This window comes from Exiguobacterium sp. HVEsp1 (genome assembly GCF_002009685.1).
Taxonomy (GTDB): Bacteria; Bacillota; Bacilli; order Exiguobacteriales; family Exiguobacteriaceae; genus Exiguobacterium; species Exiguobacterium profundum.
Map to the genome: position 1 here is coordinate 2,425,394 of NZ_KV917367.1, position 16,450 is coordinate 2,441,843.

14 protein-coding genes are annotated in these 16,450 nt (G+C 47.3%); 5 read left to right on the forward strand and 9 right to left on the reverse strand.

Features of this window, described 5'->3' with window-relative positions:
• Positions 1 to 92 precede the first annotated feature (92 nt).
• From BV910_RS12365 to BV910_RS12400, 8 genes are read right to left on the reverse strand one after another with little or no spacing between them, the layout of a single operon-like run.
• Positions 93 to 731 (reverse strand): sugar transferase, encoded by a 639-nt coding sequence (locus tag BV910_RS12365; RefSeq protein WP_078147562.1) that lies wholly within the window; start codon positions 729 to 731, stop codon positions 93 to 95.
• A gap of 3 nt (positions 732 to 734) precedes the next feature.
• Positions 735 to 1,886, reverse strand: coding sequence for a non-hydrolyzing UDP-N-acetylglucosamine 2-epimerase (gene wecB / locus BV910_RS12370; RefSeq protein WP_078147563.1), 1,152 nt, complete (start codon positions 1,884 to 1,886; stop codon positions 735 to 737).
• 11 nt (positions 1,887 to 1,897) lie between these two features.
• Entirely contained in the window at positions 1,898 to 3,460 is a 1,563-nt protein-coding gene (locus tag BV910_RS12375) for an oligosaccharide flippase family protein (protein ID WP_078147564.1), read from the reverse strand.
• Positions 3,461 to 3,478: 18 nt separating this feature from the next.
• The gene (locus BV910_RS12380; protein ID WP_078147565.1) at positions 3,479 to 4,525 is read right to left on the reverse strand and encodes an EpsG family protein; all 1,047 of its coding nucleotides are present in this window, start codon (positions 4,523 to 4,525) and stop codon (positions 3,479 to 3,481) included.
• Positions 4,526 to 4,540: 15 nt separating this feature from the next.
• On the reverse strand, positions 4,541 to 5,467 hold the full coding sequence (locus BV910_RS12385; protein ID WP_078147566.1) for a glycosyltransferase family 2 protein: 927 nt from the start codon (positions 5,465 to 5,467) through the stop codon (positions 4,541 to 4,543).
• Entirely contained in the window at positions 5,464 to 6,678 is a 1,215-nt protein-coding gene (locus BV910_RS12390; protein WP_078147567.1) for a glycosyltransferase, read from the reverse strand. The genes BV910_RS12385 and BV910_RS12390 overlap by 4 nt, the downstream gene beginning before the upstream one ends.
• Positions 6,679 to 6,688: 10 nt before the next feature.
• Positions 6,689 to 7,387: a CpsD/CapB family tyrosine-protein kinase gene (locus BV910_RS12395; RefSeq protein ID WP_078147568.1), complete on the reverse strand. Its 699-nt coding sequence runs from the start codon at positions 7,385 to 7,387 to the stop codon at positions 6,689 to 6,691.
• Complete coding sequence (locus BV910_RS12400; protein WP_078147569.1) at positions 7,353 to 8,111, reverse strand: YveK family protein; 759 nt, start codon at positions 8,109 to 8,111, stop codon at positions 7,353 to 7,355. The genes BV910_RS12395 and BV910_RS12400 overlap by 35 nt, the downstream gene beginning before the upstream one ends.
• Positions 8,112 to 8,489: 378 nt before the next feature.
• On the opposite strand from BV910_RS12400, the gene BV910_RS12405 reads away from it, so the two are divergent.
• The 5 genes from BV910_RS12405 to BV910_RS12425 are packed head-to-tail and all read left to right on the forward strand — an operon-like array spanning position 8,490 to position 15,388.
• Entirely contained in the window at positions 8,490 to 9,557 is a 1,068-nt protein-coding gene (locus BV910_RS12405) for a hypothetical protein (RefSeq protein WP_078147570.1), read from the forward strand.
• On the forward strand, positions 9,538 to 10,395 hold the full coding sequence (locus BV910_RS12410; protein ID WP_078147571.1) for a GGDEF domain-containing protein: 858 nt from the start codon (positions 9,538 to 9,540) through the stop codon (positions 10,393 to 10,395). The genes BV910_RS12405 and BV910_RS12410 overlap by 20 nt, the downstream gene beginning before the upstream one ends.
• A complete protein-coding gene (locus tag BV910_RS12415; RefSeq protein ID WP_078147572.1) occupies positions 10,385 to 12,076 on the forward strand; it encodes a DUF2334 domain-containing protein in 1,692 nt (563 codons plus the stop codon). Before BV910_RS12410 ends, BV910_RS12415 begins: the two co-directional genes overlap by 11 nt.
• 2 nt (positions 12,077 to 12,078) lie before the next feature.
• A complete protein-coding gene (locus tag BV910_RS12420) occupies positions 12,079 to 13,326 on the forward strand; it encodes a glycosyltransferase family 2 protein (RefSeq protein WP_078147573.1) in 1,248 nt (415 codons plus the stop codon).
• A gap of 13 nt (positions 13,327 to 13,339) precedes the next feature.
• On the forward strand, positions 13,340 to 15,388 hold the full coding sequence (locus tag BV910_RS12425; protein WP_078147574.1) for a hypothetical protein: 2,049 nt from the start codon (positions 13,340 to 13,342) through the stop codon (positions 15,386 to 15,388).
• Between the two features lie 82 nt (positions 15,389 to 15,470).
• Here BV910_RS12425 and BV910_RS12430 read toward each other — a convergent pair whose 3' ends face one another.
• Positions 15,471 to 16,436, reverse strand: a complete 966-nt coding sequence (locus tag BV910_RS12430; protein ID WP_078147575.1) for an aldose epimerase family protein — start codon at positions 16,434 to 16,436, stop codon at positions 15,471 to 15,473.
• Between the last annotated feature and the right edge of the window lie 14 nt (positions 16,437 to 16,450).

Consider the following 16,450-nt stretch of genomic DNA (forward strand, 5'->3'; position numbering starts at 1 on the left):
CGTAGATGTCTAGTCTCAGATGTAGGAAGAGCGGTATGTCATCATTTACCCGGTTGGTCTCACTTAAATTGGTAACTTAATGGAAACCGTTATCATTTTTTCGCAACATGCATCATCTTCTTTTCTTCAGACGACGGGCTCGGTTGGGGCGCCCCTTCCACGATTCCGTCCCGGAGCAAGACGTTCCGAACGGTCAAGGCGATACAGCGCAGGTCGAACCAAAAGCTCATCTGGCGCACGTACTCCCCGTCAAGTTTCGCCTTCACCTCAATCGGAAGCTCATCTCGACCCTTCACCTGTGCCCACCCGGTCAGCCCCGGTAGCGCTTCTGTCGCGCCCACTTGTCGACGGGCCTCGACCAAGTCATCTTGATTCCACAGTGCGGGTCTCGGTCCGACGATGGCCATCTCGCCTTTTAAAATGTTGACGAGCTGTGGCAATTCATCGAGACTCGTCTTGCGAAGAAACGCCCCGACGCGCGTGATGTGTTTCGTGGAGTCGTTAAACAGATGTGTCGGGACATCGTTCGGGGTGTCCTGATGCATCGTCCGGAACTTATACATCCAAAAGCGTGTCTCCCGTAACCCGATGCGCTTTTGTTTGAAGAAAACGGGACCCGGCGAATCGATTTTGATCAAGAGGGCGATGAGGAGCAGGAACGGTGCGAGAAGAAGGAGCGCCACTCCGCTGAGCGTCCCGTCGAAGATTCGTTTGAACGTCATATAGTCCATGGCTCACACCTCTTTCTTCTCGGTCGACACCGTGTGCTGTTTCCACACCTCTCGCATCACATAGTCCGTGTAGGACAACAAGATGCGCAGCACCTTATCAGAGACGTTCGGCATGGCGTAATCGCTCACGAGTCGCATCGAGCCATCCGTCTCTTCTAAGATTCGAAGCGCCTGCAGCACTCGCTCCCGCTTCAATCCGACCATCATCGCCGCCCCTTCCTCCATCGCCTCCGGACGTTCATGCGCTTGGCGGATATTCAATCCTTTGATTCCAAGAATCGAACTCTCTTCACTAATCGTGCCGCTGTCTGACAACACGGCCTTCGCATGGAGTTGCAGGTGGACGTAGTCACTGAAGCCGAGCGGTTTGAGGGTACGAATGTTCGGATGGAGACGCACCCCGCTCTCACGAATACGTTTTGCCGTCCGGGGGTGGGTGCTGACGATGAGTGGAAGCTGGTACGTGGTCGCGACCGCATTGAGCGTGTCGACGAGATCGAAGAAGTTCTCGTCATCACTGATGTTTTCATCGCGATGGGCCGATACGACGAAATAGGCATCTCGCTCCAAGTCGAGCTGCTCGAGCACGTCTGACCGCTCAATCTTATCCCGTTGACGGTGGAGTACCTCGTACATCGGGCTCCCCGTCTTGATGATGCGGTCCGCCGGTAACCCTTCACGAAGTAGATACTCGCGTGCGATATCGCTATAGGTCAGGTTGATGTCGGCGATATGGTCGACGATGCGACGATTCGTTTCCTCCGGGACCCGTTCGTCAAAACAACGATTCCCCGCCTCCATGTGAAAGATGGGGATGTGGTGGCGTTTTGCGGCGATGGCTGCGAGACAGCTGTTCGTGTCCCCGAGTAACAAGACCGCGTCCGGACGAACAGATGCGAGCACGGGATCGATGGTGATGAGGATATTCCCAATCGTCGCCATCGGACCATCCGCCGAGGCGTCTAACACATAATCCGGTGTCCGGAGTCCGAAGTCTTCAAAGAAAATCTCATTCAATTCATAGTCATAGTTTTGTCCCGTATGAACGAGCACATGATCGATTGCCTCGGAGGCTTCGAGACGTGCCATCACGGCGGACAATCGAATGATTTCGGGTCTGGTCCCAACAATCGTCATGACCTTGAGTCGTTTCATCTTGTTCCCTCCTAGGATGTGTGGTGAATGGATAGGATGCGTAGTTTCAATTGAGCGAACACTTGGCGGAACATGGCTTTCTCCGTCTCATCAAATGCGAGTCCCCACATGATCACTGTGTAAATACTGATGAGCACGATTCCCTTCACCCCGAAGCCGAACCAATTCGAGGACGGGAAGAAGAACTGGATCCCCCAGCCGATGAGCGTGTACAGGAGAATACCGGGCAAGAGCTTCAGATGGCACTTGCGGAAAAAGTTGAGGATGTCGAGACCGAGGACCCGATGGTAAATCACGTTCATATAGAAGACGAGCCCGACGATGTTGCCGATACAAATGGCGATGGCCGCACCGATCGGACCAAAGTGTGGAATCAACAGTGGTGAGAGCGTCATACTGATGGCGGCCACGATGAGGGCGGCGAACGCCCGATACTTCACTTTGTTCTCGGCAATGAGTGTCGTATTGCCGATGTCTTGCGTCAACGTGATCACACTCGGTGCGATCAAGAGAAGCGCGATGACGTAGGAGTCGGTGAAGTCTGGTCCGACCCATAGGTGCATGAACTCGCGCCCGAGGATGAAGAACGAAGCGAGAATGAGTCCGACGATATATAGCTGAATCCGACCGATGCGGACGAAGAGATAACTGATGGCCTCACGATCGTTTCGGGACAACATCCGACTGACCTTCGGAAGGAATAAGTAACCGAGCGAGGCCGCGATGGTCCAGACATACCCTTCGATGACCATCCCGACGGAAAAGAGGGCGATCGAGGCACTGCCTGCTAGAATCCCCAGTAGGCTCGGGGTGATGTTCAACACGAAGCGTTGGGCGACGAGCGTGATCGTGCTCCAGGACGTGAAGCTAAAGATGTCCCGATAAATCCCCTTCTCTCGATTCTGAAAGTTGGCACGGACGAGAGTCTTGCGCCGAATGAAGACGTACTCGATGAGTAAGACGATCGTGCCGACCAACGCATTGACGATGACGAGGGCATACAACCCATAGCCGAGAAGAAGCGCGGTGACCATCAAAGCGACCGTCCCGACCTTCTCAGCGAGATGCAGGGCACTCGAGAAGAGGAATTGTTCATGGGATACGAGAATGCCAGAGAATGGCTTCGTCGGGAACGAGACGACGATGAACAGTCCCGCGATCACATAGAGGACTTTCAACTGTTCGAGCTCGGTCGCCGTCAGACTCGAGTAAATCGAGTCCAAGAAGAAGTAGACGACGGTGAGGATGAGGAAGAGGACGAGCGAGATGGCGATGAACAGTTTATAGGCGATGCCTAAAAATCGTCCCGCCCGCTCGTGGTCCCCCTCCGCCATATACTTGCTCATGAATCGTGAGACGGCCGCATCGAGCCCGAAGTCCATCGCAAACATACTGATGAGCGAGATGGTCAGCATATACAACCCGTAACTCGCCTGCCCGATCTCATGAATCATCCACGGCGTATAGATGAGACCGGATAAGATGCCGAAAAAGATTTGCGTGTAGGACATGACCGCCCCAATCTTGATTTTGCGGTTACTAGTTGCCTCATCTAGCGTCATGCGTGTCGACATATGCTTCACCTCCTCGTGTTACCAAAAGAACGAATACACCGGCGCTTCGCGAACGAACAAGAGACCGAGCAACATAACTGCCGAGTAATAGACAACGAGTCGTTCCCTCCGCTCAAACGTGCCGACAATCTCCGGAATCATCAACAACAGGAAGAGCGAGAAGTATTGGACGAGCCGCATCATGGACGGGTTCAAGAACGTCAGCGGTAAGAGACAGGCGGCAAGTAACAATGCGTTGAAGAAATGGATGGCGGATGGATTATGCTGTAAGATAACGTCTCGTCGCCATAGCGCAACGATGAGGACCGTGATCAGCATGATGCTGAAGTTGACCGCCCCGGCGCCGTCCATGGCGCTGTACGTATCGTAACCAGACACTTGGACGAGTAGGTCGAAGAATGGATTCCGGAAGACGAACAATCCGACGATGACCCCAAACATCGTCATCACATACGCCTTGGTCAGTTGCTTGTTCGCTAAAAAGTAGAACGGGAGGAAGATGAGCGCCGACTTATGAATGGTCATGGCTACAAATACGATGAGGAGGAACCACCCGAGTTTACGAGCACGGACGAAGTGATAACCGACGAGCACGACGAGTGCCGTCGCGATCGTTTGACGTAGTCCCGTGACGGCGAAAAATTCGTAAAACAAGACCGAGAAGAGAAGAAAGCTGATGAGTGCCTCGCTTGAATATTTGTAAATGAAATAGCCGAGCGGAATCATGAAAATCATCGCCACGATTACGAGATACACTTGATAGTCCGTGATCACGTATTGCAAAAGACGCTGGAACAAGTAATACCCCGGATCCTCACTTTCCGTGAATAGAATTTGAAAGAAGCGATCCGTGAACGTATGAAGCGGTAGGGCTTGAGATTGAAGGAAGAGCGCCTTATATTGGGCTGTATCGTCTCCGACCGAGATATCTCGAAGACCGGACAAGACAATCCATTGAATCGTGGCAAATGAGACGAACCAACCGCGTCGACTCGGAATGTCATGACGCATCAAGAGCAGTGCCCAACCGACCAACAGCGCCATATTGACTAAATAGATCGTCATCTCCATCCCTCCTTTCTACCGATAGATCAGGTTCGTCATCCCCCGATATAGAGACAGCAGGTTTGAAAACAAGATGCCGTTCCATCGGAGCCACTGATATTCCAGCGGTCCAAAGTAACGAGTCACATCATGTGTCGTTAAGTACTGTTCCCGTACGTCCGCCGCGTTTTCTTTGAACGTGTGCTTCAGAATGATAGTGGTCAATTTCTCTCCGTTATCACGCACCTCGACGTCCTGGAGTAGCCGCTTCAGATAGCGATTCGATTCCATCGTGGCTCGATGTGCGATTTTTTTCGTCTGTTGCTCGCCGTGAATCCGTGAATAGACGAGCGGCTCACGCATCACGTAAAAGTCGAACCCATCGAGCGCCAACTCGACCCAGCAGATCCAGTCTTGAATGAAGCGGTCCTCTAACGAAAAACGCCGATGTTCGAACGCTCGTCGCGGAATCAAAAGCGCGCATCCGTTCAAACTCGACGACAACAATAAGTGACGGAACATGTCCTGACTCGAATAGAATCCGCTCACTTTCCGTTGCACCCGTCGAATCGCCTCCCCCTTTTCGTCAATGAACGCCGTCCCTGTCACGACGATCGTCTGGTTCATCGGGAGATGTTGCTCGCGCATCACATCGAGCTGTCGTTCGATCTTTGTCGGCGCATACACGTCATCGTGGCTGAGCCAGGAGAAGTAGTCTCCGCTCATCTCTTCAATTCCACGATTCAATGCACTCGAGACGCCCCCATTCTCCTTTTCCACGTAGCGAATTTGCTTGCCGTAACTTGTGGCAATCGCCGCCGTCTTTCCCTCATCGGTCGAGCCGTCGTTGACGACGATCACTTCAATCGCAGGATGCGTCTGGGCCAAGGCGCTGTCGATACATGTTCGTAAATAATCGCTCCCGTTATAGACTGGGATGATGATGGATACGAGTGGTGTCATAAGGCGTTCCTCACTTTCTCGGTTTGCAGCTCCTCGTACACGTGCAGGTAATCCTCCGCCCGTTCGAATAAGTCGAACCGTTGACGCGCTTCGTTCGCACAAGCGATTCGTGAGATCGAGGCGTGATGGAGACGATCGAGTCCGTCCATCACATCGTTGACCGATCGTGTAGCGACGACGACGCCGGTCCGTTCGGTCACGAGTTCCGGACTGGCCGTGGAATCGAGGACGAGGACTGGCGTGCCACAGGCGAGTGCCTCTGCCGTCACATTTCCAAATGATTCTTCCTCTGACAGGTTCAACAAGACGTCTGCCGCGGCATAGTACGAAGCCAATTCGCTCGGGTCATGTGTCTCTTGAATGTGAAGCACATTCGCCGGCAGATCATGTTGTTCTTGCATCTGTCCGACTAAGACGATTTGGTCGGACGGTCTGGCCTTGGCCAACTCTATGAATGCAGACAGTCCTTTCGCCCCGGTCCAATGGCTTGCCACCCCGAGAAGAATGTGTTGTCCCGTCAACCCGAGGCGTGCCCGAAGTGGGCCTGGCTCTTTCGGCATGAACGTCTCCAAATCGACCCAGTTGTGGATGCGACGAATGATGGACGCATGTTGCAAAATCGAGAAGTGGGCTTCCATCGTGATCCAATCCGACACTCCGACTACTGCCAAGCGAGGGATGGCATCGAACCATTGTCGCTTGTCCGCCAACATCTCTCCGGTCCGGTCTAAAAACCAGCTCGGGATGTCTTTTTTTAAGAGCGGGCACTGTCCACATCCGTCCTTCCAGCGCTCACACCCGACCGCCGTGTAGTGGGTACATTTCCCGGTGAATAGCCAGCAGTCATGGAGCGTCATGACGGTGGCGATGTCCCTTTTCGCCAAATACTCAAACAACGTCTGAAGATGAAGGTAATTGGCGTGAAGATTATGAAGGTGAACCACGTCCGGCCGGAAGCTGTCCATGAAGGCGATTAAGTCAGCGGTCGACCGTTTGGACGTATAACCTTGACGCCCCGTCACGCGGGCATGGAGGGCATGCCGTTTCGTTTCCCACGCCTGACCAACCACCACACTTTTCTCGGTCACTGGTCCGGTCGCATGGGCGATTCGGACGTGGTGTCCATAAGAGGCATGAACGGATGCGAGCTCTTTACACATCCGACCGGTGCTTTTCACTTCGTTGATGGCATTGATGTGAAGAATATTCATGTCCGACACCTCACTCGTATGCGTAGTAGGTGTTCGTATTACGAGAAGAACGCTTGTTGAGCACGAGTCCGAGAAGTTGTGACCCGGTCCGTTCAAGTTGTTCTTTCGCCTTCAGGACGAGCTGACGATCTGAGTTCTCGCAGCCGATCACGAGAATCGTCCCGTCGGATACGTTGGCCAACAGTCGAGCATCGGCGACGTGCATCATCGGAGGCGTATCGACGATCACGATGTCAAACTGCTCACGCAAATCACTGAGGAGGTCCGTCATGCGTGACGAGGCGATCAACTCGGTCGGATTCGGTGGGATTGGACCGGCCGCAAGCAAAGTCAGGCGCGGGATATCCGTTTTTTGAAGCGCATGTTCGAGGGTGACCCGACCGGCCAATACGGTAGATAGTCCCGCATGGGCTGACAACTGGAACGTTTGGTGTGCCGTCGGTTTGCGCATATCACAATCGAGGATGACGACATTTTTTCCGAGTTGCGCATAGACGACCCCTAGGTTCGCCGCCGTGGTCGACTTCCCTTCCCCAGACGAGGCGGAGGTGATGGTGATCATCTGTAATTTATGACCGACGGACGTGAACTCCAGATTGGTTCGAATCGTCCGATATTGTTCAGAGATCGGTGACTTCGGATTCGCCAACGTGACGAGATCCCGTTTTTTATAATCAAGACGATTGGCGTTCTTTTTTCGACCGAACATGCGAAACGTCTCCTTTCACTTGGGGTGTCGCTTCCTTCACATTTTTCGTTTTCAAATCCCGACGTTCGATTGTCGGAATCGACCCGATGACCGGCAAGTCCAGCAACCGTTCCGCTTCTTGCTCGTTCCGGATGCGTTTATCAAAGACGTGGCGTAACAGACCGATGAATCCACCTAGCAGGAATCCGGCGAATAGACCGATCGCCGTGTTGAGTAGCACGTTCGGCGAGACCGGCGCCTCCGGAATTTCGGCTGGAGATAAAATTCGAACGTTGTCGATGTTCATCAGATCCGGGATTTCAGAAACGAACACTTCACTGATCACATTGGCCGTTTCCGCCGCCACGACGGGGTCGTTCGCGGTGACGAACACATTGATGACTTGCGATTCCTCTTCACTTTCTACGGTGAGCGCATCTGAGAGCGGGTCTGGTGCGTTCGGCACCTGTTCTTTTACTTTCTCAAGAACAGCCGGACTCTTCATGATAACGCGATACGTATTGACAAGTGAGAGCGAGGATAACACTTCCGAACTGTCTACGCGGTTGTCCTCTTGTTGTGTAACGAGTAGAACTTGTGTGGACGCCTCATATTTCGGCTGGATGAATGAAGTGCTCACATAGTAAGCCAGGAGTCCGACGAGAACCATACTCACGAACATCCACTTCTTACTTTTCTTGAGAACTTCCACGAGATCGCCCACGATCGTCGTTTGTTCCTTCATGTTGGTTTCCTCCCTACAGACAGAGTAAATGACCGAAATCAGGCGCAGGTTAACTGTAGTACCTTCTTACCCCCTTCATCTTGATAATTGGAGAGAAGGATTTATCATTTTTTCGCAACATCATGTCATGATGCCGTTCCGCTTTCTTCTTTTTCATTTCAGTCATACAGACAAAACAAAAAAAGTGAGGGACGAACCCCCACTTTTCTAATTCACATTCACTCAACTTTCACATATGACGGAATCCTCTTCTTTGTCTGTAATAATATATGTTGAATATATTAAATTATTTCTTTCATATAGATGTAGATATGTCTCAATAAAATGGGTAAATTACATTAATTAATAGTATATATGCTAATTTCAAAGGGGCTACTTATGCGACAACTTGTTTTGCTTTCAGCAGCATTATTCTTAACATTAAGTGGATGTTCCAAGGAAACTCCATCTCTGAAGTCATATGAAAGTACATTCGCAACCGAATCATTCGTTCGAAAACATTTATTGACCAAAGAAGGGCTCATTCGGACAAATATTTCGGATCGACAGCATGAATTTTTATCTGAATCGATCGGTCTTTATCTACTCTTTTTAGTAGACCAAAAGCGAGAAGACGAATTCGCCAATCAAATCGATATTTTTAAACACTATTTTTTAGATGAGTCCAATTTAGTCAGTTGGCGCCTTGAACAAACAGGGGATGACATCACAGCAAGTCCGGTCAACGCTTGGATTGATGACGCACGAATCATTCACGCATTATCGAAAGCAGCAGACGTGTTTAACGAACCTACTTACACAAAGTTAGCTGAAAAGATCTCGACAGCCCTTACGACTAAAGGGGTGAAAGACGGTCTCCCCGTTGATTATGTGGATTTAACAACGAATGAAACGGGGGATGTCTTGACACTTAGTTATTTGGATGAAGCAGCTTTACGCTATATGCCTTCTTCGAATAATTTGTATCTTAATAGCAAACAGCTCCTTGAAGAGGCACCTTTGCAAGGACCTTTTTTCGCCAAGTCATATTCGATATCTGACCAAAAATATCACTTCGATGATGAAATCAACATGATTGACCAACTTTATGTTGCCATTCGATATGAACAATTCAATCTGAATACTGACGTTTTTTATGATTTTTTTAAAGAACAGTTCAATCAAGGTCTTGTTTACGGGCGATACGATCTTGATTCTAAAGAACCTGCTGTCAATTATGAATCGCAGGCCGTATACGCATTAGCTATTTTTTATTTACTTGAACGTGACGAAAAGGAGTTTGCTGAAACAATCATGAAACATTTAAAGACGTTCATGATTTCCGATTCGTCATCCGAATACTACGGTGGATACATTGACGTATCGAATAAAGAAACCCATTCGTTTGATAATTTATTGCCTTTACTAGCAGAAGGAGGACTTTTAGATGGATACCTCATTCCGTAAAACAAGTCTCATCAGTTTACAAGTCGGTATGTTATTGATTGCTGTCGCTATATTATTTACTTACACTCCTGATTTAGGAAATGTACAGACTGAAGGAATTCTGCTACTCGCATCGGCCGTCTTTATAAGTTTATTTGCAGGTATCCGTGCTGGTTTATTTTCTGCATTGTTCATCCTATTCGTGTTTGGAAGTCTATATTTTTGGAATATGTTTTTTAGACCTGAAGACCAATCTTTCCTTTTTTCAGAGGCAACGCTCTTCTATTTCGGTCTTTGGTTAATTGGTCTTGTTATTTTAAGTGGCAGTATTTATGAACGAGTCAAGCAATTGGTTCAAAACAATCTTGTATTACAAGAAAAAATAAGACGTCTTGTCGCCATCGATGATGAGACAGGACTGGATAATAAAGATCGATTCGAACTTGAACTTCAGTTAGAAATTGATCGAACGAACCGTCACGATGAATCGTTTACCGTCCTCCTATACCAAATTGACCACTTCACTGAATTCAGAAAACTATATGGAGCCGATGAGTCCACTCGTTTCTTAAAGTTCTTTAGCGAACGTTTACATCAATCAACTCGAACAACAGATAAAAAATTCAGACTGTCTACCGAAGAATTCGCACTAATTTTGCCCTATGCTTCTGAAGAAAACATGCAGGTTATATTAAATCGATTTAAACATATGATTGGCGATTATGTGATCAAGAACGGTAAAACGGTCTCTTTCACAAATCATATTGCTCACTACACTGTTACAAAAGAGGCAAGCATTCAATCCCCGGATGATGTTCTAGGTTTAATGAGAAATGAGTTGAAAAGTTATGCGCTATAAAGTGCTCATCCTCCTGTTCGCGTTGATTGGTTTTCCGCATGTTGCACTCGCAACCAGTCCAAACGTCACGATTGTTTATAGTTCAACCTCAAACGATGTACCTCCTGAAATTTATAAACTTGATGCACTGGTCTCTCGTTTTTCTGAAGACATTCACATTCTTCGAGATACAGAAGTGACAGAAACTTCTTTTAAAAAGACGAGTCATCTTTTCTACTTTGGTTTAAATGCTGCAACGATTCCAGCGTCTACTCGTAAACTAATCAATGAGTCGAATGCTGCCCTTTATGGAATTGGGTTTAATGCAAATCAACTCAGAGCATTCGAAAAAATTGACGTCACTCGCATACAAGGTGTTTCAAAGTTTTATCAAGAACGGACTAATACAAGTTTGACATTCGCGTTAGCGGATACGGTTTTCTCTGTAAATCATCAAATGAAAAATGTACATGCACGTATTGCACAAAAAGACAAAGAGTACCCGACAATCATCCAACTCAACGAGCATTTTTATTCTGGTATTTATAACTTATTAAATCGTTCTTCTTTACTCTTCGCCGATAGTTTGTACGACTTTTTTAAAGAAGAAGCAAAACCAGAACACCTCGGGTATATACGTCTAGAAGATGTTAACCCAAGCACGGATCCAAAATTACTCGAAAAAACCGGGAACTACTTACTTGATCGTAACATCCCAGTTCTATTAGCAGTCATTCCGGTATATGTAGATCCAGATAGTGGGCAAGCCATTCACTTCAATGATCGTCCCAAATTACTGAATGTGATAAAGAACCTTGAAAAGCGTGGAGCCTCGGTCATCGCCCATGGATACTCTCACCAATATCGTTCCTCTGAAACTGGTGAAGGTTTTGAATTCTGGGATGTTGAGAACAATCAACCCGTTCTCACCCCTTCAGATGAGCAGTCAATTATTTTAAAACCAGAAGAAACTTTCAGTAATACAAAGGACTACAACACCTATTTACGTGATGTTTTAGAAGGAGAGGCATCCTACATTCAATCAAAATTAACGAAATCTGTTCACGAGCTAGTTTCTTTAGGGCTTCATCCGCTAGCCTTTGAAGCACCGCATTATACGATGTCGCATTCAGGATATCAGCTAACGGCAACTTATTTTTCAAACGTATTCGGTCAAATTCAATGGAGCAATACGGAATGGGAAGTTATGGGGACAACCCCTTACGTATCAAAACCTTCTTTATTACATGGGATGACGTTGTACCCTGAAACTATCGGGTATGTCAGAACCGACTTACCACGGCCAGTTGAAGAAATGCGTCGGGCTCGCGATGAATTACTGATCGTTCGAGAATCAATGATTGGAGGATTCTATCACCCATATATCGGCATGGAACATTTGGCAGATCTTGTAGATATGATGGAATCTACACCTGGCTTCCAGTGGTTAGATTTACGTGATCAAGATGAGTGGGTTCGTACAGAGGATGTGTCAATTCAAGCCTCAAATGGAACGATATCACTTCAAGACAATCGTTCTCCTCTATGGAGTCAGTTAGAGTTGAACATGCCAAACTCGTTTCTTGAAAAATCACTGTGGGCTCTGGTGATCATCACATTCACTGCCGTTCTGATGTTTTTGACCTATACCCTCTATCTTCGCACGCAACGTAAAAAACGACTATTTAAGGAGCGTGGTTAATCATGGCAAATCTACTCTTTCTGTTCTCACTCGTCATGATTTGGACGATGCTTCTATACCACATGTTTTTGATGCAAGGCGGGTTCTGGCACTTCATGACGTTTCGTGATCCAATCCCAGAATGGACGAAACATATGAAAGACTTACCAAAAGTGTCTGTTCTAATTCCAGCTCACAATGAAGCAGTTGTCATAGCAGCAACACTTCGAGCAATGTCTCGAATTGACTATCCCCATGACAAACTCGAAGTTATTTTAATTAATGATAACTCCTCAGATCAGACCGGAGAAATTGCCAAACAGTTTGAAGAGAAGTTTTCATTTATCCATGTCGTACAAACGACACCTGCATATGCAGGAAAAGGAAAATCGTCTGCTTTGAACTATGGTCTGACCCAATCAACGGGAGATGTACTGGTTGTATATGATGCGGATAACACACCTGAAAAAGACAGTGTCTATTATCTGGTTATGGGTCTTTTGAATGACCCAAAAGCAGGAGCGGTCGTAGGAAAATTTCGTGTCACAAATGCATATGAAACGTTGCTTACGCGTTTGATCAATATCGAAACCATCTGTTTTCAATGGATGGCACAAGCAGGGAGATGGAAGTGGTTTAACATTGCCACAATTCCTGGAACCAACTTTGCCATCCGTCGTTCCATTATTGAAGAGCTTGGCGGTTGGGATGAAGCAGCGCTAGCAGAAGATACCGAACTCACGATTCGGGTCTATGAACTTGGTTGGCATATCCGATTCTTTCCTGCCGCAATCACATGGGAACAAGAACCTCAAACGTTAAAAGTTTGGTGGAAACAACGGACGCGTTGGGCACGCGGAAATCAATACGTTGTTCTCAAATTCATGCGTCAATTATTTTCACTGAAACGAAAGAAAATCGTTTTCGATATCATTTACTTTTTTTTCACTTATTTTTTATTCTTCTTCGGCGTGATTCTGTCGAATAGTTTATTTGTGATTAATTTGTTTGTGGATATCGGTCTAGAAGTTGGAAATATCACACTCATCTTATGGATTCTCGCATTTTTACTATTTGTGACCGAAGTGTTCGTCACACTCAGTATCGAACGCTCCGAATTTAATGTGCAGAACTTTTTTACCGTTATTCTGATGTACTTCACGTACAGCCAATTGTGGATTGTGCTTGTCATCTACTCGCTTTATCTCGAAATAAAACGCGTCTTATTTAATCAAGAAGTCAAATGGTACAAAACAGACCGATTCGACTGAAGAGGAGGATATTATGAAACCTTACTTGCCCTACTTACTAAGTTCATTCCTGATTTTATCTACAACTTCGGTTCAAGCTGCCACTGAACTTCGTTCGTCGTTATCCATTGATTCTGAAAATAGCGAAGGAGAGCGTATATTAACGACGGAAGATGACGTCCTACCTGGAGAAACGTCCGCCCGTACGTATACGTATACGATGGTCGGAGATGAGCAAGCTAATTCGTCTAAGTATCTGTCGCTTGACTGGTTACATTCGGAGTTATTGATCCCGCCTTCAGCACTTACAATCGATATTGATGGTGAGCCCATCAAATCAGTCGCTTTGACAAAAAAATCATCTCAGGGAAACGTGAAAGTGCCACTCCAAAACAAACATTTAACGAAGGGTACACATGAGGTCACGGTAAGATTCACGGGAATTATCGAAGGGAGAATGTGTGACACAGGGAATACATCCGGAAGCTGGTTAACTGTCCGCCCTTCGAGTTTTGTCGCTGCCGGAAACAAAGCAGAACTCTCACTGAAGGATTACCCGAATCCGTTTACACAAACAACAAGTCAAAAATTGACCGTTGTGCTCCCAAGTTCGCCGAGCGCAGCATCAATAGAGGCAGGACTTCTTCTATACAGACAGTTAAAAGGAGATGCGGCCGATTCAGATAATGTATCGCTTCAATATGAACAACAATTAAAATCATTGGATGGTCGGTATGTTTTCGTAGGACAGACTGATTCTTTCACAGGTCCTGTAAAAAACTTCATTCAAGAATTGAACGAACTCCCAACAGGCGATGAAATTTTGCTAGAGCAAGTCCGTCTCGTGAATAACGGAACATCTACCGAAGCCATGTTCGTTCTCGCTGAGAACGCAGATGCGTTTGAAGGGACACTAGACCATTTGCTACTCGTCCCACAGCGACAACAATTGAATGGCGAACGATTGACTCTAACGAGTGCACCCGTAATGCAAAAAAATGACAACATTGTTGATTTACGTGCTCTCGGTGCATCAGACTTGATGTTGAGCGGCAGCCAAGCGGTTAGTCCGAACTACTTTTATCCGTTGCCTGTCATCGATAAACAATCTCAAGTAAAACTAGATTTACGTTTTAAAGCGTCTGAGAATCTAGTGCCTGAACAAGAAGGGGGACTTCCTCCTGAATTGATTGCTTTGATAAACGGGGTACCCCACTCTATTCCTTTAACAGACACGGAAGAAGATCATAGTGAATGGCAGCAACATACTATTCAAGTCGATGCTTCCACGCTCCAAAAATCTTCATTTTTAGATGTATCTTTTGAAGCAAATGGACTCCGCTCAGAAGCTCCGTGCAATGCGAGTGATTTAGATCGCTGGATTTTTATTTCTAGTGAGAGCCAAGTAACGTTACCAACGAACAATGGGCAAGCGAATAATGAAGTATTCTCAAACATGGCTAGTCTTTTTGCAACGGATTCAGGTGTCTTATTCGTGATTCCTGACGATATGAGCGAACAATCACTTCAAAATATGGCCAGTGTGATGAATGGATTACCCGTCACTCCCTTAACAGGACAAGTCGAGTTTGTTCGTTCTAGCCAAGTTACTGAAGAAATGGTAACAAACCGTTCTGTATTCTTTATTGGAAATCCAGAGCAAAGTCCTCTCTTCAACGAACAAAAGAAAGATTGGATTGTTACAACAGACAATCAAATTGATTTGTCTCAGTACGGGTTCGTCCCAGAAACTTCTTCGGAATATGCCTGGATCCAGCCCTCTCCTTGGAACGATGAAAAAGCAATGATTGTTGTGTCAACTCAACATTCGATTGATTCAACACTTATTGAAACGCTAGCTTTTCCAAATGACACATTTAGCGTGGCAGTGAAGAATCAAAATGGCGCTATTTTTACAAATAGTTCAAGTATCGCGAATGAACTTTCGAATAACCAAGCAACATCTAGTGAAGAGTCTTCCGCTTCAATAGACTCTACATGGTATTTTGTCGGTTTCATTGTATTAATTGTCTTCATTATTGCCATTCTCTTCTATATGAGACGCAATAAAAAAACACCTTAATCCTTTATTACGTACCGCTTAATAGATATGCAAAGTATAAGAAAGGTCATCTCCTTCGTTTAGAACAAAGAGATGACCTTTCTTATTGCTCCACCCCAAACCGATACACCGTCCGCGAGTGATACAACTCACCCGGTTTCAGTTCGATTGAGGTTGCGATGTCTGGATAGTTCGGGGCATCTGGGAACGCCTGGGCTTCGAGACAAATTGCGCTATATTTTTGTCGACCGTCGAGCGTCACCGGTGTCTCTTCACTCAAGAAATTCCCTGTGTAGACGACCATGACCGGTTGATTCGTCTCGACCGTCATCGTCCGTCCGCTAATCGGGTCGTGCAATCGAATCGGTCCATCCTTCAAGATAAACGGATGGTCAAGACCGCTCGCCCGTTCAATCGCCTCGTCTCCTGACACGAGCGCCTCTCGGACCGCTTTTCCGTCTCGGAAGTCAAACGGTGTCCCGCTCACATCCCGCAACTCCCCTGTCGGCAGTGACTCCGCATCGAGCACTCCGACCGAATCGGCTGGTAGCGTCAGCTCATGGTCGTGGATAGTCGGACGTCCGCCGAGATTGAAGTAGTTGTGATGATTCAAGTTGACCCACGTCCGTTGGTCCGTCTCCGCCGTCATCGTGACAATCAGTTCATTGTCATCCGTCAGTTCATATAACACTTTAAAGAAGACGTTCCCCGGGTATCCTTCTTCCCCGTCCGGACTGAGATACGTGAACTGAATGCACTGTTCGTCGGCGTCCATCTCCCAGTGACGGGCCGTGATGCCTTTGTCGCCTCCGTGAATATGATGGGACGCCTCGCTTGGGGTCAAGGCGACACCCTCAATCTTTGCGTCACGAATCCGTCCGGCAATCCGCCCAACGACCGACCCGAGATAAACGGGATTTTCTAAGTATTGAGAGACGTCCCCGTACTTCAAGATGACCGAGTCAAAATTCCCTTCCCGGTCCGGGGCCGTCAGTTCCGTCATCGCACAGCCATAGTCAATGGCGGATAGGATCATGCCGTTGGCGTTTTGAATCGTCGCTTGTTTCATGCCATCACCTTTCT